This is a genomic window from Altererythrobacter sp. H2 (assembly GCF_035319885.1).
Lineage (GTDB): Bacteria > Pseudomonadota > Alphaproteobacteria > Sphingomonadales > Sphingomonadaceae > 34-65-8.
In genome coordinates this window covers 2,336,860-2,358,522 of the sequence record NZ_CP141285.1, presented here as the reverse complement: position 1 = coordinate 2,358,522, position 21,663 = coordinate 2,336,860, and the positions used below count along the sequence as shown (strand labels likewise).

The 21,663-nt window shown below is 64.7% G+C and carries 24 protein-coding genes and 1 tRNA gene; 18 read left to right on the top strand and 7 right to left on the bottom strand.

What is annotated here, in order from left to right; translation table 11 throughout:
* Positions 1-96 precede the first annotated feature (96 nt).
* The 6 genes from scpA to U4960_RS11680 are packed head-to-tail and all read left to right on the top strand — an operon-like array spanning position 97 to position 6,508.
* Positions 97-2,238, top strand: a complete 2,142-nt coding sequence (scpA, locus tag U4960_RS11705; protein WP_324260813.1) for a methylmalonyl-CoA mutase — start codon at positions 97-99, stop codon at positions 2,236-2,238.
* Positions 2,235-2,696 (top strand): DMT family transporter, encoded by a 462-nt coding sequence (locus U4960_RS11700; protein ID WP_324260812.1) that lies wholly within the window; start codon positions 2,235-2,237, stop codon positions 2,694-2,696. The genes scpA and U4960_RS11700 overlap by 4 nt, the downstream gene beginning before the upstream one ends.
* Positions 2,693-3,718: a biotin synthase BioB gene (gene bioB / locus U4960_RS11695; protein WP_324260811.1), complete on the top strand. Its 1,026-nt coding sequence runs from the start codon at positions 2,693-2,695 to the stop codon at positions 3,716-3,718. Before U4960_RS11700 ends, bioB begins: the two co-directional genes overlap by 4 nt.
* Positions 3,715-4,116, top strand: coding sequence for a lysozyme inhibitor LprI family protein (locus tag U4960_RS11690; protein WP_324260810.1), 402 nt, complete (start codon positions 3,715-3,717; stop codon positions 4,114-4,116). Before bioB ends, U4960_RS11690 begins: the two co-directional genes overlap by 4 nt.
* On the top strand, positions 4,116-6,137 hold the full coding sequence (locus tag U4960_RS11685) for an acetyl/propionyl/methylcrotonyl-CoA carboxylase subunit alpha (RefSeq protein WP_324260809.1): 2,022 nt from the start codon (positions 4,116-4,118) through the stop codon (positions 6,135-6,137). Before U4960_RS11690 ends, U4960_RS11685 begins: the two co-directional genes overlap by 1 nt.
* Positions 6,137-6,508, top strand: a complete 372-nt coding sequence (locus U4960_RS11680) for a tRNA-binding protein (RefSeq protein ID WP_324260808.1) — start codon at positions 6,137-6,139, stop codon at positions 6,506-6,508. Before U4960_RS11685 ends, U4960_RS11680 begins: the two co-directional genes overlap by 1 nt.
* 265 nt (positions 6,509-6,773) lie before the next feature.
* Here U4960_RS11680 and U4960_RS11675 read toward each other — a convergent pair whose 3' ends face one another.
* The 3 genes from U4960_RS11675 to U4960_RS11665 are packed head-to-tail and all read right to left on the bottom strand — an operon-like array spanning position 6,774 to position 9,215.
* Positions 6,774-7,544, bottom strand: a complete 771-nt coding sequence (locus tag U4960_RS11675; protein WP_324260807.1) for a cyclase family protein — start codon at positions 7,542-7,544, stop codon at positions 6,774-6,776.
* A gap of 4 nt (positions 7,545-7,548) precedes the next feature.
* Positions 7,549-8,655 carry a 3-dehydroquinate synthase gene (gene aroB, locus U4960_RS11670; RefSeq protein ID WP_324260806.1) on the bottom strand — a complete coding sequence of 369 codons (1,107 nt, stop codon included), beginning with the start codon at positions 8,653-8,655 and terminating at the stop codon, positions 7,549-7,551.
* Positions 8,646-9,215, bottom strand: a complete 570-nt coding sequence (locus tag U4960_RS11665; protein ID WP_324260805.1) for a shikimate kinase — start codon at positions 9,213-9,215, stop codon at positions 8,646-8,648. Before U4960_RS11665 ends, aroB begins: the two co-directional genes overlap by 10 nt.
* Before the next feature lie 85 nt (positions 9,216-9,300).
* Between U4960_RS11665 and U4960_RS11660 the strand changes: the two genes are divergently transcribed.
* The 5 genes from U4960_RS11660 to U4960_RS11640 all read left to right on the top strand — a co-directional run bounded on the left by U4960_RS11660 (position 9,301) and on the right by U4960_RS11640 (position 14,679).
* Positions 9,301-9,438 carry a hypothetical protein gene (locus tag U4960_RS11660; RefSeq protein WP_324260804.1) on the top strand — a complete coding sequence of 46 codons (138 nt, stop codon included), beginning with the start codon at positions 9,301-9,303 and terminating at the stop codon, positions 9,436-9,438.
* Complete coding sequence (locus U4960_RS11655; RefSeq protein ID WP_324260803.1) at positions 9,435-11,273, top strand: hypothetical protein; 1,839 nt, start codon at positions 9,435-9,437, stop codon at positions 11,271-11,273. The genes U4960_RS11660 and U4960_RS11655 overlap by 4 nt, the downstream gene beginning before the upstream one ends.
* 13 nt (positions 11,274-11,286) lie before the next feature.
* Complete coding sequence (locus U4960_RS11650) at positions 11,287-12,165, top strand: tyrosine recombinase (RefSeq protein ID WP_324260802.1); 879 nt, start codon at positions 11,287-11,289, stop codon at positions 12,163-12,165.
* A 9-nt stretch (positions 12,166-12,174) separates the two neighbouring features.
* Positions 12,175-13,122 carry an acetyl-CoA carboxylase carboxyltransferase subunit alpha gene (locus U4960_RS11645; RefSeq protein ID WP_324260801.1) on the top strand — a complete coding sequence of 316 codons (948 nt, stop codon included), beginning with the start codon at positions 12,175-12,177 and terminating at the stop codon, positions 13,120-13,122.
* An 87-nt stretch (positions 13,123-13,209) separates the two neighbouring features.
* The gene (locus U4960_RS11640; protein ID WP_324260800.1) at positions 13,210-14,679 is read left to right on the top strand and encodes a M48 family metalloprotease; all 1,470 of its coding nucleotides are present in this window, start codon (positions 13,210-13,212) and stop codon (positions 14,677-14,679) included.
* A gap of 81 nt (positions 14,680-14,760) precedes the next feature.
* Here the strand turns inward: U4960_RS11640 and U4960_RS11635 are convergent, their stop codons facing one another.
* Positions 14,761-14,937 (bottom strand): Flp family type IVb pilin, encoded by a 177-nt coding sequence (locus U4960_RS11635; protein WP_324260799.1) that lies wholly within the window; start codon positions 14,935-14,937, stop codon positions 14,761-14,763.
* Between the two features lie 124 nt (positions 14,938-15,061).
* On the bottom strand, positions 15,062-15,241 hold the full coding sequence (locus U4960_RS11630) for a Flp family type IVb pilin (protein WP_324260798.1): 180 nt from the start codon (positions 15,239-15,241) through the stop codon (positions 15,062-15,064).
* On the opposite strand from U4960_RS11630, the gene U4960_RS11625 reads away from it, so the two are divergent.
* From U4960_RS11625 to U4960_RS11615, 3 genes are all read left to right on the top strand, one after another.
* Positions 15,235-15,744 carry a (deoxy)nucleoside triphosphate pyrophosphohydrolase gene (locus tag U4960_RS11625; protein WP_324260797.1) on the top strand — a complete coding sequence of 170 codons (510 nt, stop codon included), beginning with the start codon at positions 15,235-15,237 and terminating at the stop codon, positions 15,742-15,744. The genes U4960_RS11630 and U4960_RS11625 overlap by 7 nt on opposite strands.
* A gap of 48 nt (positions 15,745-15,792) precedes the next feature.
* Positions 15,793-15,869, top strand: a tRNA-Arg gene (locus U4960_RS11620).
* 96 nt (positions 15,870-15,965) lie between these two features.
* On the top strand, positions 15,966-16,271 hold the full coding sequence (locus tag U4960_RS11615; protein ID WP_324260796.1) for a PilZ domain-containing protein: 306 nt from the start codon (positions 15,966-15,968) through the stop codon (positions 16,269-16,271).
* Here U4960_RS11615 and U4960_RS11610 read toward each other — a convergent pair.
* Positions 16,268-16,627 carry a metallopeptidase family protein gene (locus U4960_RS11610; RefSeq protein WP_324260795.1) on the bottom strand — a complete coding sequence of 120 codons (360 nt, stop codon included), beginning with the start codon at positions 16,625-16,627 and terminating at the stop codon, positions 16,268-16,270. The two genes, U4960_RS11615 and U4960_RS11610, sit on opposite strands and share 4 nt — an antisense overlap.
* Before the next feature lie 166 nt (positions 16,628-16,793).
* Between U4960_RS11610 and U4960_RS11605 the strand changes: the two genes are divergently transcribed.
* Genes U4960_RS11605 through folE form a run of 3 tightly spaced genes read left to right on the top strand, consistent with a single transcriptional unit; the run spans position 16,794 to position 19,448 of the window.
* Positions 16,794-17,285: a hemerythrin domain-containing protein gene (locus tag U4960_RS11605; RefSeq protein ID WP_324260794.1), complete on the top strand. Its 492-nt coding sequence runs from the start codon at positions 16,794-16,796 to the stop codon at positions 17,283-17,285.
* 25 nt (positions 17,286-17,310) lie between these two features.
* Positions 17,311-18,840, top strand: coding sequence for a phospholipase D-like domain-containing protein (locus U4960_RS11600; protein ID WP_324260793.1), 1,530 nt, complete (start codon positions 17,311-17,313; stop codon positions 18,838-18,840).
* Complete coding sequence (gene folE, locus U4960_RS11595; RefSeq protein ID WP_324260792.1) at positions 18,837-19,448, top strand: GTP cyclohydrolase I FolE; 612 nt, start codon at positions 18,837-18,839, stop codon at positions 19,446-19,448. The genes U4960_RS11600 and folE overlap by 4 nt, the downstream gene beginning before the upstream one ends.
* Positions 19,449-19,521: 73 nt before the next feature.
* On the opposite strand, the gene U4960_RS11590 is transcribed toward folE, so the two are convergent.
* The gene (locus U4960_RS11590) at positions 19,522-20,001 is read right to left on the bottom strand and encodes a peroxiredoxin (protein WP_324260791.1); all 480 of its coding nucleotides are present in this window, start codon (positions 19,999-20,001) and stop codon (positions 19,522-19,524) included.
* 183 nt (positions 20,002-20,184) lie between these two features.
* Between U4960_RS11590 and ahcY the strand changes: the two genes are divergently transcribed.
* Positions 20,185-21,591 (top strand): adenosylhomocysteinase, encoded by a 1,407-nt coding sequence (gene ahcY, locus U4960_RS11585; RefSeq protein ID WP_324260790.1) that lies wholly within the window; start codon positions 20,185-20,187, stop codon positions 21,589-21,591.
* Positions 21,592-21,663 lie beyond the last annotated feature (72 nt).

Below are 21,663 nucleotides of genomic sequence, written 5' to 3'. Positions count from 1 at the left end.
AGGCGCGTTGCCCGCCCCTCTCAACTCCGGCTAGCGGGGCAAGCCCGCAAGCCTGCGTATCTCTCCCCTGAAGGGGAGAGAGCTTTGAGGTAAGACATGGCTAAGTTCGAAGATTGGCAGGCAGCAGCCGACAAGGAAGTGAAGGGCAAGGACCTCACCTGGCACACGCCGGAAGGGTTCCCGATCAAGCCGCTCTACACGGCGGAGGACGTGACCACCGATCCCGGCCTGCCGGGCTTCGCGCCGTTTACCCGCGGGGTGAAGGCGAGCATGTATGCAGGCCGCCCGTGGACGATCCGGCAATATGCCGGCTTCTCCACCGCCGAGGAATCGAATGCCTTCTATCGCCGCAACCTGGCGGCGGGGCAGAAGGGGCTGTCGGTCGCGTTCGATCTTGCCACCCACCGGGGCTATGACAGCGACCACCCGCGCGTGGTCGGCGATGTCGGCAAGGCCGGGGTCGCCATCGATACCGTCGCCGACATGCAGATCCTGTTCGACCAGATCCCGCTCGATCAGATGTCGGTCAGCATGACGATGAACGGCGCGGTGATCCCGGTGCTGGCCTTCTTCATCGTCGCGGCAGAACGCCAGGGGGTGAGCCAGGACAAGCTCGACGGGACGATTCAGAACGACATCCTCAAGGAGTTCATGGTCCGCAACACCTACATCTATCCGCCTGAGCCTTCGATGCGGATCGTGTCGGACATCATCGCCTATACCTCGGCCAAGATGCCGAAGTTCAACAGCATTTCGATTTCCGGCTACCACATGCACGAAGCCGGGGCGACGGCGGTGCAGGAACTCGCCTTCACCATCGCCGACGGCAAGGAATATGCGAGCCGTGCGATGGCGGCGGGGCTGGACGTGGACGCGTTTGCGGGTCGCTTGAGCTTCTTCTTCGGCATCGGCATGAACTTCTTCATGGAGATCGCCAAGCTGCGCGCCGCGCGCACGCTGTGGTGGCGGGTGATGGACGGGCTGGGCGCGAAGAGCGAACGCAGCAAGATGCTGCGCACCCACTGCCAGACCAGCGGCGTCAGCTTGCAGGAGCAGGACCCCTACAACAACGTCATCCGCACCACGATCGAGGCCATGGCCGCGACGCTGGGGGGGACGCAGAGCCTGCACACCAACGCGCTCGACGAAGCCATTGCCCTGCCAACCGATTTCTCTGCCCGCATTGCCCGCAACACCCAGCTGGTGCTGCAGGAGGAAAGCGGCATCTGCAACGTGGTCGATCCGCTCGGCGGCTCCTACTACATCGAGGCGCTGACGCAGACGCTGGTGGAGCAGGCCGAGGCGCTGATGGCCGAGGTCGAGGCGGCTGGCGGGATGACCGCCTATGTTGCCACCGGCGCGCCCAAGGCCGCGATCGAAACGGCGGCGGCGCAGAAACAGACCGCCATCGACAAGGGCGAGGCGGTGATCGTCGGCGTCAACAAGTACCGCCGCGAAACCGAAGACGCGATGGACACGCTGGAGGTCGACAACCACGCCGTGCGCGACAGCCAGATCGCGCGGCTGAAAGCGGTGCGGGCCGGGCGTGACGAGGCGGCCTGCCAGGCGGCGCTCAAGGCCCTGACCGAAGGCGCGGCGGGCGGGGCCAACGTGCTTGCCCTCGCGGTCGATGCGGCGCGGCACGATGCTACGCTGGGCGAGATTTCCGCTGCAATGGAGCAGGTGTTCGGCCGCCATGACGCCACGCCCAAGCCGGTGCGCGGCGTCTACAAGAGCGCCTATGAATTCGACCGCCGCTGGCAGCAGGTGCTGGATGGGGTGCAGGCGGTCGAGCGCCGCCTGGGCCGCAAGCCGAAGATCATGGTCGCCAAGATGGGCCAGGACGGGCACGACCGCGGCGCAAACGTGATCGCATCCGCCTTTGCCGACATGGGGTTCGAGGTCGTCTCCGGCCCGCTGTTCCAGACCCCGCGCGAAACCGTGGCAATGGCGCTGGAGCAGGATGTCGACGCCATCGGTGCAAGCAGCCTCGCCGCCGGGCACAAGACGCTGATCCCCGAGCTGATCCAGCTCCTGCGTGAAGCCGGGCGCAGCGATATCAAGGTCGTCGCTGGCGGCGTGATCCCGCCGCAGGATTACGACTTCCTGCGCGAGGCGGGGGTGCAGGGCATCTACGGCCCGGGCAGCAACGTGGTCGAATGCGGCGCGGACATGCTGCGCCTGCTGGGTCATAATATGCCGCCTGCAGGGGATGAACTGGACGAGGCGGCGGAGTGAACACGCCCCAGTCCAGTGCGTTCTTGCCAATTGCGGCGATGATGTTTGCAGCCGGGATTGGAATTCCGGTCTTCGCCGCGTTCAATTCTGGACTCAGCAAGCAGTTGGGCGGCCCGATTGCTGCAACCGCAGCAGCATTCGCCGTGGGGCTGGCAATAGCACTGGCCTTGCTCGCACTCACGGGCCTGCCGCAGCGTTCCACCCTGCACTTCGAGGTGCCCTACATCTGGTTCGGCGCAGTTTTCATCTTGTTTTACGGCGTCTCGGTAACCTTCGCAGCCCCAAGGATCGGACTGGGTAACGCGATCTTCTTCGTGCTGCTGGGGCAAATCGTGGCGGCAGCAGCAATTGATCATTTCGGGTGGCTTGGAGCGATCCAGAGCAGTTTGACACCTCGCCGTATGCTCGGCATCGCCATCATGGCGATTGGACTGTATCTGGCAAGGAAGCCCCTATGAATACCCGTACCGACTGGACCCGCGCCGAAATCGCGGCCCTCTTCGACCTTCCCTTCACCGAGCTGCTGTTTCAGGCCGCCAGCGTCCACCGCGCGAACCATCCGCCTGAGCAGGTCCAGCTCTGCACGCTCCTCTCGATCAAGACCGGCGGGTGCCCGGAGGATTGCGGCTATTGTTCGCAGTCGGTCAAGGCCGACTCCGGCGTCGAAGCGACCAAGCTAATGGACGTGCAGGCCGTGCTCCAGCGCGCGGCGCAGGCCAAGGATGCGGGCAGCCAGCGGTTCTGCATGGGCGCGGCGTGGCGCAATCCCAAGGACCGCGACATGCCTGCAATCGTGGAGATCGTGAAGGGCGTCTCAGCCATGGGTCTTGAGACCTGCATGACGCTGGGGATGCTCGAACCGCACCAGGCTGAGATGCTGGCTGAGGCCGGGCTCGACTACTACAACCACAACATCGACAGCAGCCCTGAGTATTATGAGCGGGTGATCTCCACCCGCACCATGGCGGACCGGCTCGATACCCTCGGCAACGTCCGCGCGGCGGGGATCAACGTCTGCTCCGGCGGCATCGTCGGCATGGGCGAGACGCGGGATGACCGGGTGGGATTCATCCACACGCTGGCCACCCTGCCGCAGCATCCCGAAAGCGTGCCGGTCAACGCGCTGGTGCCGATCAAGGGCACGGTGCTGGGCGACATGCTGGCGGATACGCCGCTGGCGAAGATTGACGACATCGAATTCGTCCGCACCGTCGCGGTGGCCCGCATCACCATGCCGCTCTCCATGGTCCGCCTTTCCGCCGGACGCGAGAGCATGAGCGAGGCGACCCAGGCGCTGTGCTTCATGGCCGGGGCGAACTCGATCTTCACCGGCGACAAGCTGCTCACCGCTGCCAATGCCGGCGATGACAAGGACGCAGCCCTGTTCGCCAAGCTCGGCCTGACCGCGCTGAAGGGCGAGGAGCCCCTTCGTCAGGCTCAGCGCGAGTCCTCGGCCTGCCTGCAAGCAGAGCCCGCATGATCGTGCTGCCGCTGCTGCTCGCTGTGCAGGCTGCCTCGGAAGCACCGCAGTGGAACTGCGCCGATCCGCTGGTGCAGCAGGAAATGAACTATTGCGCCCATCAGGATTTCCTTGTCGCCGATGCCGAGTTGAACGCGCAGTGGAAGCTGGTGGCAGAGGTGATGAAGCAGCGGGACAAGGACGTGGGCGACATGCTGGACGACGGCCGGCCGGGCTACTTCCAGACCCTGCTCGACGGCCAGCGTGCCTGGCTCAGGTATCGTGACGCCCATTGCGCCAGCGAGGGCTATCTTGCACGGGGGGGCTCGATGGAGCCGATGCTGGTCAGCTTCTGCAAGACGTCCCTGACCAAGGCGCGCACCGCTCAGTTGCGTGAGCTAACGGAGATCGAAGGCTAGTGTTCAAGAAAATCCTCATCGCCAATCGCGGCGAAATCGCTTGCCGGGTGATCAAGACCGCCCGCCGCATGGGTATCGCCACCGTCGCGGTCTATTCCGATGCCGATGCCCGCGCGCCGTTCGTGAAGATGGCGGACGAGGCGGTCCATATCGGCCCGGCTCCGGCGGCGCAGAGCTATCTGATCCCGGAAAAGATCATCGCCGCGTGCAAGCAGACCGGGGCCGATGCGGTCCATCCGGGCTATGGCTTCTTGTCGGAGCGGGCGAGCTTCGTTGAGGCGCTGGCGGCCGAGGGCATCGCCTTCGTCGGCCCGCCGGTGAACGCGATTGCTGCGATGGGTGACAAGATCGAATCCAAGAAGCTGGCCAAGGAAGCGGGCGTCAACGTCGTCCCCGGCTATCTCGGTGAGATCGACGACACCGAGCACGCGGTGCGGATCGCGTCGGAAATCGGCTATCCGGTGATGATGAAGGCCAGTGCCGGCGGCGGCGGCAAGGGGATGCGGCTGGCGTTCTCCGAAGCCGATGTCCGCGAAGGGTTCGAAGCGACCAAGCGCGAGGGGCTGAACAGCTTTGGCGATGACCGCGTGTTCATCGAGAAGTTCATCCTCAACCCGCGCCACATCGAAATCCAGATCCTCGGCGACAAGCACGGCAACGTGCTCTACCTCAACGAGCGCGAATGCAGCATCCAGCGCCGTCACCAGAAGGTGGTGGAGGAAGCCCCGTCGCCCTTCGTCACGCCCAAGATGCGCAAGGCCATGGGCGAGCAGTGCGTCGCGCTGGCCAAGGCGGTCGGCTATCACTCGGCGGGCACGGTCGAACTGATCGTCAGCGGGGCGGACCCGACGGGGGAGAGCTTCTACTTCCTCGAAATGAATACCCGCCTGCAGGTGGAGCACCCCGTTACCGAGGCGATCACCGGGGTCGACCTGGTCGAGCAGATGATCCGGGTTGCCGCAGGCGAACCGCTGGCGATGACGCAGGACGATATCGGGATCGACGGCTGGTCGATCGAGAATCGCGTCTATGCCGAAGACCCCTATCGCGGGTTCCTGCCCAGCACCGGGCGGCTGGTGCGTTATCAGCCGCCGGTCGACGGCTGGACCGACGATGGCAGCGCCAACGGGCGGCGGGGCATTGACGGCGTGCGGGTGGACGACGGCGTCTACGAAGGCGGTGAAGTCAGCATGTTCTATGACCCGATGATCGCCAAGCTGATCACCTGGGGCAAGACCCGCGATGAAGCGGCCGACCTGCAGGTTCAGGCGCTCGACGCGTTCCGGCTGGACGGGCTGGGGCACAACGTCGATTTCCTCAGCGCGATCATGCAGCATCCGCGCTTCCGCAGCGGCGAGCTGACCACCGGCTTCATTGCCGAGGAATATCCGGACGGGTTCACCGGCGCGCCCGCCTCGCCTGAGCTGCTGCGCGGCCTTGCCGCCATCGGCGGGGTGCTGGCGACGGCCGACGCGGACCGTGCCCGGCGGATCGACCAGCAATTGAATGGCGCCAACCCGCCTCCGGGTGACTGGGCCGTGCGGATCGGCGAAACCGATTACGCGGTCAGCCTGGAGGAAGAGGCGATCACCGTTGACGGCATGCCGGTCGAGGTCAGCTTCGACTATACCCCCGGCGATACCATGGTGGACCTTGAACTCGATGGCGAGGCGATGACCATCCAGTTGAAGCCCACCCGCGCCGGCTATGCCATCACCACGCGCGGGGCGACTCACGGCCTGCGTGTGCTGCCGCAGCGGGTGGCGCATCTGGCCGGACACATGATCGAAAAGATCCCGCCGGACCTGTCCAAGCTGCTGATCTGCCCCATGCCCGGCCTGCTGGTGAAGCTGCACGTGGCCGAGGGCGAGGAAGTCCAGCCCGGCCAGCCGCTCGCTACAGTCGAGGCGATGAAGATGGAGAACATCCTCCGCGCCGAAAAGCAGGCAGTGGTGGCGAAAATCAACGCGGCCGAGGGTGACAGCCTGGCGGTCGATGCGGTCATCCTCGAGCTGGAATAATGCACCTCCGCCACGATCCCGATGCGCCTGCTGCGGGGGAAATCGCGTTCGACGACTTCCTCAAGGTGGATATCCGCATCGGGACCATCGTGGCGGCCGAGGAATTCCCCGAGGCGCGCAAACCAAGCTACCGGCTGGTGATCGATTTCGGCCCGGCAATCGGCCGGAAGAAGAGCTGCGCCCAGATCGCAGCCAATTACCATGTCGATGAACTGCCGGGGCGGCAGGTGGCCGCAGTGGTCAATTTCCCGCCGCGCCAGATCGGCCCGGCCATGTCCGAGGTGCTGACACTGGGCTTTGCCGACGAGGCCGGCGAGGTGGTGCTGTTCGCGCCGGACGTGAAAGTGCCCGACGGTACACGCCTGTTCTGAACGCGGGTTTGCTTGACACTTGCTTGACGAAGTTGACACCCTGTCAAGCTTGGCGAATGGACATAACTATCTGTTATAAAAATAATAAAATGCATAGGCACGCTGCGCCCTTTCGCAGGGAGGTCCCCGGGGGGGGGGCGCCGTTCGGGGTCCGGTTAGCAGGGCACGCAAGGGAAGCGGGATCGACCATCGCCGAGCATGAGCCATATTTCCGCGGTGTAGGAAAATGGTTTTGCGCTGAGGTCGGCCTCGGGCCGGTATGCGATCAGTCCTCCACCAGCGCCACCGCCCTGATCCAGCCCGCGCTCGCGCGTTCGATCTTCACCGGGAAGCAGCTCAGAGTGAATCCGTGCGGGGGGAGGGCGGCGAGGCCCGTCAGTTTCTCGATCTGGTAATAGGGGCGGATGCGTCCGGCCTTGTGGCCTTCCCAGATGATCGAAGGGTCGCGCGTCTCGGCCCAGCGCTTCGCGGTGTGGCTGAACGGCGCATCCCAGCTCCACGCATCGGTGCCGACCACTTCGATGCCGCGTTCCGTCAGCCACAGCGTCGCTTCCGCACCGAGGCCGACGCCCTGGTCGGTGAAATTCTCCGTACCGTAGACTGCACCCGACTGGATCAGCACGATGTCGAGCGGTTGCAGGTCATATCCGATCGCTTCGAGCGCCTGTTGAACCTCCTGTGCGCTGACCACGTGGCCATGCGGCAGGTGGCTGAAGTCGAGCTTCACGCCGGGGCGGAAGAACCGGTCGAGTGGCGCTTCGTCGATGCTGGGGGCAGGGGTCGCGCCCGAATCCGTGGTCGAATGGTAATGCCACGGCGCGTCCATGTGGGTGCCGTTGTGGGTGGACAGTTCGACGAATTCGACGGCCCAGCCTTCGCCATCGGGCAGGTCGGCCTGCTCCAGCCCGGGGAAGAACATGGCGATCTGGGCCCACGTGCTTTCGTGGTTCATGTAGGTGACCTTGGGCCGCATCACCTCCGGGTCGGAGATCACGTCGTTGGTGATCGGAATCGACAGATCGATGAAGCGGGGCATCCGGTTATCCCTTCAACTGTTCGTCCAGGAATGCGGCCACATCGGCCAGTTCGACATCGCGGGCCAGGAACGCCTCGCCCACGCCGCGCAGCAGCAGGAAGGGCAGGGTGCCCGCGTCCATCTTCTTGTCATGGCGCATGTGGTCGGCGAGGCGCGCGCCATCGCAATCGAGGCCCAGCGCAGGGAGGCTGGCGGGCAGGCCGACTGCGGCGATCGCCAGTGCCACCCGCTCTGCATCGGCTGCCGGGATCAGCCCGCGCCGTGCGGAATAGCGCGCTGCCAACACCATCCCCAACGCCACGCCTTCGCCATGCAGCAGGCGGTCGGAAAAGCCGGTCTCCGCCTCCAGTGCATGGCCGAACGTGTGCCCCAGGTTGAGCAGCGCGCGGGCCCCGGTGGTCTCGCGCTCGTCCTCCGCCACGATCCGGGCCTTGGCCGCAACGCTGGTGGCGACGGCGTGTTCGAGCGCCGCTGGATCGCGCGCCAGCACCGCCGCGCCGTTATCGGCGAGCCAGTCGAAAAACGCCGCATCGCCGAGGATGCCGTACTTGATCACCTCGGCGTAACCTGCACGCATTTCGCGGTCGGGCAGGGTGTCGAGCGCCGCCAGGTCTGCCAGCACCAGCGATGGCTGGTGGAAGGCGCCGACCAGGTTCTTGCCCGCCGGGGTGTTGATCGCGGTCTTGCCGCCGACACTCGAATCGACCTGAGCCAGCAGGGTGGTGGGGATCTGCACGAAGCCGCAGCCACGCTTGAGGATGGCGCAGGCAAAACCGGTCAGGTCGCCGGTTACCCCGCCGCCGAGCGCGAAGACATGGTCGCCGCGCTCGACTTCGCGTGCGAGCAGCCAGTCAACCAGCAGCCGCAAGCCATCCCAGCTCTTGGCCCCTTCGCCGGGCACAAGTTCGAGCCAGTCCAGGGCCAGGCCTGCGGACGCGAACGAGGCTTCCAGTGCTGCGCCATGAAAATGCCGCGCATTGGCGTCTGCCACCACGGCCACCCGATCCTTGCGCACGAAAGCCTGCGCTTCCTGCGCCACGTTGCCGATCAGGCCGCGCGCCACGCGCACCTCGTACGGCCGCCCGGCCAGCGCGACGGGGATCACAGCCATTGGTCAATTGCTCCGATGATGGCGAGAGCTGTCTCGCTATGGGGTCCATGCCTGCTTGAGACGTGAATCGGCGCCTCGGCATAGAAGGGTTGCCGTTCGGCGTGCAGCCGGGTGAGGATCGCGTGGGGATCGCCGCCTTGCAGCAGCGGCCGGGTGTTCTTGCGCGCGGTGCGTTCCACCAGGGTTTCGACCGGGCAGTCGATCCAGACCGCGATGCCGCGATCAAGGATCAGCGCGCGCGTTTCATCATTCACGAAAGCCCCGCCGCCGGTGGCGATCACGCCGTGGTTCTGATCCATCAGGCGGGCGATGACGCGCCGCTCGCCGTCACGGAAATAGCCTTCGCCGAACTGGGCGAAGATTTCCGCGATGCTCATCTGCGCGGCTTTTTCGATCTCGTCGTCGGCATCCACGAAGCTGCGGCGCAGCAGCGCGGCCAGCCTGCGGCCGACGGTCGATTTGCCCACGCCCATCAGCCCCACCAGCACGACCGGTCGGTCAATCCGCCGGGCGACGGCGGTAATCCGGTCATCGGAAAGGAATTGCGGCGGCTGGGTCATTGATGCAGCGCCTATAGATGCGCTAGACGCGGCGCAACCACCGGCGCCGCAGGCGCTGCTAGCTAGAAGACTGGGGATCGCCGCTTTGACGAATTCGCGCAGGATCGGTTGGACCGGGGCGGGGCTGTTGCTGGCCTTGCTCGCCTATGCCTGGATCGATGGCGGCGAACAGGCGCTGCGTCCGATTGCCCAGCCTGTCGCTGTGCCGGATCGCGCGCAATGAGGCGCGGCTGGCTGCTTGGCGGGGCCGCGCTGGCCCTGTGCTCGACTCTGGTCATGGCGCAGCAACGCCCCGAATCGCTGCTCCCCCCGGGGTTCGATGATCCGGCACCTGCGCCCACTGCCTCGCCAACACCACGACCCCAGCAGCCCGACCCGTCAACCCCTGCGCCTTCCACCGGCACTCCCGTGGTGCAGCCGCTTCCCGGGGCCGGTGCGGGCACGCCTGCGGCCGTGCCCGATCTGCCCATTCCGGGCAACCTGCCCTCGCTGGAAGAGCTCGAGAAGCTCGATACTGACGAGCTGGACGAGCTGCTCGGCCTCAAGCCGAAGTTCGACATTCCGCCAGCCGCGCGCCGGTCGACCGAACGGGTCGGCCTGCTCGACATGGCCGAAGGCGGTCTGCCGACGGCGTCGCTGGCGAACCAGCCGGCCGCGCTAGTCCGCGCGGCCCTGGCCGGGACAAAGCGGCCGCTGGTGTCGCGTTGGGGCCACATCATGTTGCGCCGTGCACTCGCCAGCCGGCTTGAGGCACCTTCGGGTATGGACCCGGTCGAATTTGCTGCGCTGCGGGCCCGGGTCCTCAACACCATGGGCGAATGGGCCGTGGCCCGCGCGCTGGCGCAGGATGTCGATACCGGCAACTGGAACGGCGCGCTGACCAATGCTGCATTCGATTCATACCTCCACACTGCCGACCTGGTGGGCATCTGCCCGCGCGTTCAGGTTGGCAGCCATTCGCGTGAGGACGCGCAGTGGGAAATGGCCCGGTCGATCTGCACTGCCTATTCGGGCCAGGGTGCCCGCGCCGGGAGCGATCTCAGCCGGATGCTGTCACGCGGGCGGGCCGACCCGATCGACGTGCTGCTGGCGCAGCGTTTCGCCGGAGCAGCCGGGGACGGCCGCCGGGCGGTCAACCTGGAATGGGAAGAGGTCCGGGAGCTGACCCCGTGGCGCTTTGCGCTGGCCAACGCGGTCGGGGCAGAGATCCCCGAATCGCTTTTGGCCAACCCGTCGCCCACGCTCCAGCGGATGGCCGCCATTGCGCCGATGCTGCCGCTCAGCCAGCGCCTCGACGGGGCTCAGCGGGCGGCGCGTGAGGGCATTCTCTCAGCCGGGGCCTTTGTCGATCTCTACGCCGAACTGCGGGCGGAAGGGGCGCAGGAAGGCGATGCTGCGCGCGTCGCTGCCCGCCTGCGGGATGCCTATGTGCTGGCCGATCCGGCCGCGCGGGTGGCTGCCATCAAGGATGTGTGGGGCGGTGCCGATCCCGATTATGGCCGCCTCGTTCTGACCGCCTATGCGGCAGCCCGGCTTGAGCCGGACGAGGCGCTGCTGGACGATGCACCGGCGCTGATCGCATCGATGCTGGCAGCCGGGCTGGAGCGCGATGCCTTGCGCTGGGCAAGCCTGGTTCCCCAGGGCAGCGAGGGCTGGGCCCTGCTGGTGTTCGCCCAGCCGAATCGCGCCACGCCGGTCAGCTCGGGCGCGTTCGACAGCTTCAGCGGAAACGATGAAAGCGCTGGCCAGCGCAAATCGGCCTTCCTGCTGGCCGGGCTCGCCGGATTGGGCCGGATTGAAGACGGGGCGGTTGAAGGCTTTGCCGCCGATCTGGGAGCCGACTTTTCGCGCGAGACCCGGTGGAGCGCACTGATCGACCAGGCTGCCGATAGCGGCAATCCGGGGCTGGTCGCGCTGCTCGCAGGGGTAGGCATGCAGGGCAGCAGCTGGGAGCGGATGACCCCGCGGCATCTCTATCATATCGTCTCCGCCCTCAACCGGGTGGGCATGACTGCGGAAGCCCGGATGATCGCGGCGGAGGCGGTGGCGCGCGGGTGACGCGCGCCGTGCCATGAGCGAGGCAGTCGATGCCTTTCTCGCCATGCTGGCGGCAGAGCGGGGGGCAGCTGCCAATACGCTGGCCGCCTACCGGCGAGATCTTGAAGCGGTCGAAGGCGCGCTTGGCAACCTGGTCACGGTGAAGCAGGCCGATCTGGGCGGGCTGGGCCAGCAATGGTCGGATCTTGCGCCTGCGACTGTCGCGCGGAAGGCTTCGGCCCTGCGCCAGTTCTACGGATTTCTCGTCGATGAAGGCTGGCGGAGCGACGATCCCTCGGCTGCGCTGCCGCGTGCCGGGGCGCGGCGGCAATTGCCCAAGATCCTGTCCCATGCCGAAGTCGAGGCGCTGTTCTCACGCGCCGAAAAGGAAGCCCAGGGCGGCACGGCTTCCGCAGTTCGCCTGCTGGCGCTGATCGAACTGCTCTATGGATCGGGCCTGCGGGCGAGCGAGCTGATGAGCCTGCCCCTGTCAGCCGTGCCGCGCGATGCCCCGTTCCTCACCGTGACGGGCAAGGGCGGCCAGGCGAGAATGGTCCCGGTGAGCGGCAGGGCGAAGACGGCTCTTGCGGGCTGGCTGGCGCTGCATCCTGGCGGATCGAAGTACCTGTTTCCTTCGCGCGGCAAGCACCTGACGCGGGTGCGGCTGTTCCAGTTGCTCAAAGAGCTCGCCGTCCGCGCCGGGCTCACCCCGGAAAAGGTCAGCCCGCACGTGCTTCGCCACGCCTTTGCCACGCACTTGCTGGAGGGCGGGGCAGACCTGCGGGTGCTGCAAACCCTGCTCGGCCATGCGGATATTGCCACGACCCAGATCTACACCCACGTCGATGCTGCACGGCTGGTGACGCTGGTCAATGAACGGCATCCGCTTGCAGAGAAGCGCCAGCGCGACTAGCGGGGCAGGATGATTTCCTACCTCGAATTCGAGAAGCCGGTCGCCTTGCTCGAAGCCCGCATCGCCGAGCTTCGTGCCGCTTCCGTGCATGATGACGTAGACATCTCGGCAGAGATCGCCCGGCTCGAGCAAAAGAGCGCCGATCTGCTGGCGAGCACTTATGCCTCGCTCTCACCCTGGCAGAAGACGCAGGTGGCCCGCCATCCGGCCCGCCCGCACTTCCGGGATTTCGTCGACCATGCCTTCGACGAATTCATCCCGCTCGGCGGGGATCGCCATTACGGCGAGGACGAGGCGATCATGGGGGGCTTTGCCCGGCTGGGTGAGCGCCGCGTGATGCTGATCGGGCACGAGAAGGGCAACGATACCGAAAGCCGCCTTCGCCACAATTTCGGCATGGGCAAGCCCGAAGGGTACCGCAAGGCGATCCGCCTGATGGAAATGGCCGGCCGGTTCGGCCTGCCGGTGGTGACTCTGGTCGACACCTCGGGCGCGTTTCCCGGGGTTGAGGCTGAAGAGCGCGGCCAGGCCGAGGCTATCGCACGATCGACCGAGGCGTGTCTTGCTCTGCCGGTGCCAATGGTGGCGACCATCGTCGGCGAAGGCGGATCGGGCGGGGCGGTCGCGCTGGCAAGTGCCGAGCGGGTGCTGATGTTCGAACACGCTGTCTATTCGGTGATCTCGCCCGAAGGCTGCGCCTCGATCCTGTGGCGCACGGCAGAAAAGGCCCCCGACGCAGCCGAAGCGATGAAGGTTACCGCGCAGCATCTCCACAAGCTGGGCGTGATCGACCGGATCGTCGGCGAACCATCGGGCGGGGCCCACCGTAATCCGGCCGCCGCCGCGAAATCGCTGGCGAAGGCGATCGGGGAAGAGCTTGACGGGCTGGCTGGCAAGGACGCCGCTGCCCTGCGGCAGGTGCGCGAGGATCGCTTCCTTCGGATAGGTTCGCTCTGAAGGGAACTGTGCCCGCATTGAGCCGTTGGAGGCGCAGCATTGATGAACGGCGGAAGGTGGGGCCGCACCGATGGAGGATACCAGACCATGATCCGATTCAAATCCGTCGCACTGGCCACAACGGCCTCGGCCAGCCTGCTGCTGTCCGGCTGCATGGGTGCAGGGGAAGTTCCTGACGCTTCGACACCCATAACCCAGTCCGAAGCGCAGCAGGGCGCGCAGTATCACCCGCAGTTCCTGGCCGAGTTCGGCGGGGCTTACGAAGGCCCGCAGTCGGCTTACGTCGAAAGCGTCGGTAAGAACATTGCGGTGCATTCCGGCTTGGGGAACGCCCGGTCTGACTTCACCGTCACCCTCCTGAACAGCCCCGTGAACAACGCGTTCGCCATCCCCGGCGGCTATGTTTACGGCACGCGCCAGTTGGTCGGGCTGATGAACAACGAGGCGGAACTGGCCGCCGTGCTAGGGCACGAAGTTGGCCACGTGGCGGCGCGGCATGCGCAGCGCCGGCAGGCTGCGGCGCAGCGCAACACCTTGCTGGGGGCAGCGGGCGCAATTCTTTCAGGCGTCCTTCTGGGCGACAGCAGCGTGGGCAACACCCTGTCGCGCGGGTTCCTGCAGGGTTCCCAGATGCTGACGCTGAAGTTTTCGCGCAACCAGGAACTTGAGGCCGATGATCTCGGCATCCAGTACCTGAACCGCGCGGGCTATGATCCGCGGGCGATGGGCACAGTGCTCGCCAGCCTGGCCGCTCAGAACACGCTCGATGCGCAGCTGCAGGGCCGCGATGCGCGGATGCCGGAATGGGCATCGACCCACCCAGACCCGGCAAGCCGGGTGCAGAGCGCGCTTTCCAAGGCGGGTGCCTCTACCGGCCAGACCAACGCCGATACGTTCCTTACGCGCATCAACGGGATGACCTACGGAGACGATCCGCGTCAGGGCGTGATCGAAGGCAACACCTTCATCCATCCCGACATGCGGCTGGCGTTCAACGCGCCACAGGGCTTCTACATGGTCAACGGCACCCGCGCGGTGACCATCAATGGCCAGAGCGGCCGGGCCCAGCTCACCCTTGCCCCTTATAACGGCAACCTGGAGACCTATGTCCGCAGCGTCTTCACTGCGCTTGGCGGGGACCAGCAGCAGCTTGCACCGGCCACGATGCAGCGAACCACGGTCAACGGCATACCGGCCGCTTATGGTCAGGCCCGCGTCAACAGCGGGGGCAGCCAGGTGGACGTGGTGGTGTTCGCCTATGAATTTGCGCGCGACCGGGCCTATCACTTCACCGCCATCAGTCAGGCGGGCTCGGCCGACGCATTTTCGCCGATGTTCAATTCGATGCGCCGTGTCTCGGCGAACGAGGCGGCTCAGGTCGTGCCCCGGCGGATCGAGGTGGTGACCGTTCGCAGCGGTGATACGGTGGCCTCGCTGGCACGCCGCATGGCATTCGACACGGCGCAGGAAACCCGGTTCCGCGTGCTCAACGGGCTCGCCTCGAACGCCACCTTGCGGGCCGGCCAGAAGGTCAAGATCGTCGTCAAGGGCCGGTAACCGGCTGGGCCCTGTTTAGGGCAAAAGAAAAGGGCGGCAGGATTGCTCCTGCCGCCCTTTCTTGTCGTATCGTCAGACCGATCAGACGGTGTTCGAAGCCGACAGCTCGCTCGACACGGTCGAGAAGGTGGTTTCGAGTTCGTTGCCGAGGCTCTGCATGGCGGTGATCGCGGCGATGGCGATCAGGGCAGCAATCAGGCCGTATTCGATGGCGGTGGCGCCCTGCTCGTCGCGGAGCAGCTTGTTGATGAACTTCATGGTCAGTCTCCTGTTGGTCTTCGGTACCCGTCTCATTCCAGTGGTCTTCCGGAAGGAGTGATTGCAGTTCTAGGAACGAGGCGTTGAGAATTTCCTAACGTGGAAAAATCTCCGACGCTGCCGTTCACAGCACTGCGGTGGCCTGCTCCGTTACCGTCTCCCACAGGGTCGTGGTCTCGTTGCCGAGACTGTTCATGACGCCCATGGCGGCGATGGCGATGAGAGCAAGTATCAGGCCGTATTCGATGGCTGTCGCCCCGCCATTGTCGGCTCCGATACTTTCAAGCAGAGTACGCAATGACATGGAAAAAAGGCCCCCGGATATGGTCCAGACAGGCTGCGGTATCCGTCCTATCGGTTAATAAATGTTTGAAGGAGTCAGACTGGTTGGAAAATAATCCGACATGGCAGCCCGTGGTGGCACTGGCGCTTTATGATGGAGCGGGGCGATGGCTGATGCACCGGCGGCCGCTCGGCAAGCAGCACGGGGGGCTGTGGGAGTTTCCAGGCGGAAAGGTGGAAAGCGGCGAAATTCCCGCACTTGCACTGGTCAGGGAAGCAGCCGAGGAGCTCGATATCGTTGTTCGTCTGGATGATCTTGAGCCCGTGGGGTTTGCAGACGGTTCGCTGACAGAGGGCGGGTCAGCGATTGTCCTGTTTCCTTACGCGTGCCGCCAATGGCAGGGAGAGCCGGTGGCGATGGAGGGCGGCGCGGTAGCCTGGTGCAACGCAGACGAGATCGCTGCGCTCGACAAGCCGCCGCTCGATCAGGTGCTGGCGCTGCAATTGGCGCAAAAACAGCAATGATAGGGATTGCCAAGGCCTGCCACCCTGCCTATGTGCCCTGCCTCACAGGCGCCCGTAGCTCAGCTGGATAGAGCACCAGACTACGAATCTGGGGGTCGGACGTTCGAATCGTTCCGGGCGCGCCATTTCTTCCACCGGGGTTATCCAGCCCCGCGAACGCCCCGGGGGCTTTCCGCATCGGCGGTTGTTTGTCGGCTCATCAGAGCCTAGTGTTCATCCACATGGAAGATCGCGGCAAACCCAGGCATCCGATTTCGGTGCCGGGCCGGTATCGGACCGGCTCCGGGGTGGCGAAGGATGTCGATATTCTCGACCTTTCCGAAACTGGCTGCCGGTTTTTCGACCGGTTCGGCCGCATGATCGCGGGAACGGAAATCAGCCTGCGCATCGGCGCCATCGGCCCGGTCATCGCCACCGTGCGGTGGTGCCGCCAGCAAGTGGTCGGCGTCGAGTTCGAAAAGCCGCTCTACGGGCCGGTGTTCGAACATATCCGTGACGAGCTCGATACCCGCAAGCGCGAAGGCTAGTTTTCCTCCGCAGCCTCTTCCAGCGCGTGCATATCCTCGTCCGACAAGCCGAAATGGTGTCCCGCCTCGTGAATCGTGACGTGGTGGATCAGCGCGGCAAAATCGACCCCTGTCTCCCGCCATTCCCGGATCAGCGGTTGGCGGAAAAGGGTGATGACCGGTGGCAGGTCGCCCGAATCCCACAAGGACTGTTCGTCAATCGGCCGGCCTTCATAGAGGCCGGTCAATTGCCAGCGGCTCTCGATCCCGACTGAATCGAGCTGCTCCCGCGTGGCGAATTCTTCCACCTTGATCACCACGTCAATGAGCTGGTCGCGGAAATGCTCCGGCAGCGCGCGGATTGACGCGAACGCCATTGTTTCCATGTCGGCAGCGGTCGGTGGGGGTGGCATGGGGCGGTTCATCACGGTGATATGGGTGTCTGTCTGGCAAAGAGAAGTTCCCTTGCAAAACCGCTCAGGAACCTGGCGCCTGTTCGCCTGTTTGGGTGGCAGGGATTAACATTTTTAAAGAGAACCATCGATGTCGCATTGCGAAGCCATTTTCGTACGCCTGAAGCAGGATCATGACCACCACCGTGCTTTGCTGAAGAAAATCGGGTCAGCCGGGGATGATGGCGAAGCCAAGGCCGGGCTCTTCACCGAACTGACCAAGGAGCTGAAAGGGCACGCCGCCGCCGAGGAGCAGGCGCTCTATTCCACCATGATGCGCAAGCCCCCGACCACCGATGAAACACGCCATTCCGTGGCGGAGCATCACGAAATCGACGAAATGCTCAACGACCTCGCCGCGACAGACATGGCGAGCGACGAATGGATGACGAAATTCCGTGATCTGGAGCACCGTTACCTCCACCATATCGAGGAGGAGGAAGAAGAGCACTTCCCGGATTTCGCTCAACACCTTACCGCCGAGGACGAGGTTCATATGACAGCGGTGTTCGACCGCCGGAAGAAGGTGGAAAAGGCCGACGCGGAAGTGACACCCGAGAAGGCCGAAGACGCCAAGGAGTAGGGCGGCAACGCGGGGGATATCGAACTTGGATGCCAGCAGCGATGGACTGGACGATTTCGATGACGATCCGGTAGAGCCGGGCGTCTGGCGCTTTGCGCGTGCCGACAAGGCCAGCGTGGTCATTGATGCGCAGGATTACTTCCGTTTCATGCAGGACGCGATGCTCAGGGCCGAGCAGCGCATCCTGATGATCGGCTGGGATTTCGACACGCGCATTCACCTTGAAACCGGGCGGCGATGGTGGCGGAAGGGCACTGACCGGAGCCATCCTTCCCGCCTCGGCAGTTTTATCCTCTGGCTCAACCGGCATCGGCCGGGGCTCGACATCAAGATGCTCAAATGGGGCATGGGTATGATCCCGATGGCCCTGCGCGGCTCAATGGCGCTCGACCTGCTGCGCTGGGCACCGCGCCGGCGGATCGATTTCAAGTGGGACAGTGCCCATCCCATGGGCGCCTGCCATCACCAGAAGATCGTGGTGATCGATGATCAGCTGGCCGTTTGCGGCGGCATCGACATGACGAGGGGCCGGTGGGACACCCGGGACCATGTCGAGGATGATCCGCGGCGCAGATGGTCTCGCTGGAAGCAATACGGCCCCTGGCATGATGCAACCATGATCATGGCGGGGGCCATCGTGAAAGACCTGGACGAACTGGGGCGCGACCGGTGGTGCAGGGCCGGGGGGGACGCTTTGACCCCCGTGAACCCGACCACGGGCAAATGCTGGCCCGAGGGGCTGGAGCCGCAGTTCGAGAACGTCGAAATCGGCATCGCCCGTACCCGCGCAGCCCATGAGAACTCGCCGCAGGTGTGCGAGATTGCCGACCTGTTCGAACGGCAGATCAGGGAGGCGCGCCATTTCATCTATGCCGAAAGCCAGTATTTCGCCTCGCGCCGGATTGCCGATGCGATTGCGAGGCGGATGGCCGAGCCGGACCCGCCGGAAGTTCTGATCGTCCATCCTGCCAATGCCGACGGCTGGCTAGAGCAGCAGGCGATGGACCATGCACGGGCGCAGCTGGTCCGGACCCTGGGCGAAGTCGACCAGGCGGGCCGGTTCAACCTCTATGTGCCCTATACGGGCGAAACGCCGATCTACGTCCATTCCAAGATCATGATTGTCGATGACGCAATTATCCGGATCGGCTCCGCCAATATGAACAACCGTTCGATGGGGCTGGACAGCGAATGCGACGTGTTCATCGATGCGCGGCGGCCGGGCAATGCCCATGCCCGGGGGGCAATCGCCAACTTGCGCCATTCCCTGCTGGCAGAGCATTGCGGGCTCAAAATCGACGAAGTTCCCCGCCTGATTGAGCAAGCCGGATCGATGCACGCCATGATCCAGGCGCTGGGACAGGAGCGAACCAGGACGCTGCGCCGGTTCGATCTCAAACAGCTCAACGGCATGGCCGAAACGCTGGCGGAATCGGCAATGCTCGATCCTGAGCGCCCTGACGAATTGCTGGAACCATTTGCGAAAGGCGGCCTGTTCCGCAAAGGGATGTTCCTGAGTCGCATCAGGAACAGGACAAGGAAGAAGGCTGCATGAATTGCTCGATCGATCCGGATGACGATGACGTTTCGGGCAAGCTGCCGGTTCCCGTCGAAGTGCAGGATGCCATTCGTACCCTGATCGCCTGGGCGGGTGATGATCCGACCCGTGAAGGGCTGCTCGACACGCCCAAGCGTGTGGGCCGCGCGTGGAAGGAATATTGCCAGGGCTATCTGGAAGACCCTGCATCGCATCTGGCCCGCCAGTTCGAGGAAGTGGGGGGCTACAACGAGCTCGTCCTGCTCAAGGACATCCCGTTCCAGAGCCATTGCGAACACCACATGGCGCCGATCACCGGCAAGGCCTGCATCGCATATATGCCGCGCGACAAGGTGGTGGGGATATCCAAGCTGGCCCGGGTGCTGCACGCCTATGCCCGGCGTCTCCAGATCCAGGAGCGCCTGACGGCCGAGGTGGCGCAGTGCATCTGGGACAATCTCAACCCCCACGGCGTGGCGGTGGTGATCGAGGCGCAGCATGGCTGCATGACCGGCCGCGGGGTCCGCACACCGGGGGTTGGCATGATCACCAGCCGGCTGCTCGGCTGTTTCCTCGACGATCATCGCAGCCGTGAGGAAGTTCTCGGCCTGATGGGCTACGGCTGAAGCCACAAAAAAGGGCGCCAGATGAGGCGCCCTTTTTCTTTGTCAGTCGGGCGTTCCCGTCAGAGCTGGCCGGTCATAGCTGGCCGAGCAGGTGCTCAGCGCTGGAAACCGAGAAGTCGCCCGGTGCTTCGACGTTCAGTTCCTTCACGACCCCGTCCTCGACCACCATCGAGAACCGCTGGCCGCGCTTGCCCAGGCCGAAGCCCGAACCGTCCATGGTCAGGCCGAGTGCTTCGGCAAATTCGGCATTGCCGTCGGCCAGCATGGTGATGTCCTCGCTGCCGGCGGCCTTGTTCCAGGCGCCCATCACGAACGGGTCGTTGACCGCAGTGGCAACGATTTCATCCACGCCCTTGGCCTTCAGCTCGGCTGCCTTGTCGACATAGCCGGGCAGGTGACGGGCCGAGCAGGTCGGCGTGAAGGCACCGGGCACGGAGAACAGGGCCACTTTCTTGCCCGCGAAATACTCGCTGCTCTGGACCTTCTGCGGCCCTTCCTCGGTCGCCTTGATCAGCGTTACGTCAGGGAGCTTGTCGCCCACGGAAATCGTCATCGGGTAATATCCTTTCGTCTGCAAACCCATCCGCACCCGATATAGACACGTAGACCGATGCGGCAACACAGAAGGATATAAAGATCGCTTTATATTTGCCTCGCCAGCGGCCCGTCGCTAGATGCGTGTGGCTATGGCGGGTGCCGGTCCGGTGCCCCGAAGCCGGATTTCAGGAGCATTATCGTGGCCCACGCCCAGCAGGACTATATCATTCGCGACATCACCCTGGCCGAATATGGCCGGGACGAAATCAGCATCGCCGAGACCGAGATGCCCGGCCTGATGGCGCTGCGCGAGGAATATGGCGCCGCGCAGCCGCTCAAGGGCGCGCGCATCACCGGCTCGCTGCACATGACGATCCAGACCGCGGTCCTGATCGAAACGCTGGTGGCACTGGGCGCCGACGTGCGCTGGGCGACCTGCAACATCTACTCGACCCAGGATCACGCCGCAGCCGCAATTGCCGCGCAGGGCATCCCGGTCTTCGCCGTGAAGGGCGAGACCCTGGCCGAATACTGGGATTATGTCGGCCGCATTTTCGACTGGGATGACGGCCATGGCCGGACGACCAACATGATCCTTGATGATGGCGGCGATGCCACCATGTTCGCCCTGTGGGGCGCGCGGATCGAGGCGGGTGAGGAACTGCCCGAGCCCACCAATGCCGAGGAAATCGAATTCCAGCGCGCGCTCAAGGCGTTCGTCGCGGCCAAGCCGGGCTACCTCACGGACACGGTCCGCAACATCAAGGGCGTTTCGGAGGAAACCACCACCGGCGTGATGCGGCTTTACCAGATTGCCAAGCAGGGCAAGCTGCCGTTCCCCGCGATCAACGTGAACGACAGCGTCACCAAGTCGAAGTTCGATAACCTCTATGGCTGCAAGGAATCGCTGGTCGACGCGATCCGCCGCGCGACCGACGTGATGCTGGCCGGCAAGGTCGCCTGCGTTGCCGGATACGGCGACGTCGGCAAGGGCTCGGCCGCTTCGCTGCGCGATGGCGGTGCCCGCGTGCTGGTGACCGAAATCGATCCGATCTGCGCGCTTCAGGCGGCGATGGACGGGTTCGAGGTGGTGACGATGGAGAACGCCGTCAGCCGGGCCGATATCTTCGTCACCGCGACCGGCAACGAGGACGTCATCACGGCCGAGCACATGATGGCGATGAAGCCGATGGCGATCGTCTGCAACATCGGCCACTTCGACAGCGAAATCCAGATTTCGGCGCTCGACAACTACACCTGGAAGGAAGTGAAGCCCGGCACCGATCTGGTCACTTTCCCGGACGGCAAGTCGATCATCGTGCTGGCCAAGGGGCGGCTGGTGAACCTGGGCTGCGCCACCGGCCACCCCAGCTTCGTGATGAGCAGCAGCTTCACCAACCAGACGCTGGCGCAGATCGAACTGTTCACCAAGTCGGACGAATACGACAACGACGTCTATGTCCTGCCCAAGCACCTCGACGAGAAGGTGGCGGCGCTGCACCTTGAAAAGCTGGGTGTCCAGCTGACCACGCTCAGCGCCAAGCAGGCGGACTACATCGGTGTGCCGCAGCAGGGGCCGTTCAAGCCCGATCATTACCGTTATTGAGCCCGCGCTGGTTCCATCGAACGCCGCTTTCCATTCATGGGAGGCGGCGTTTGGTGCATTCGGCCGCAGCCG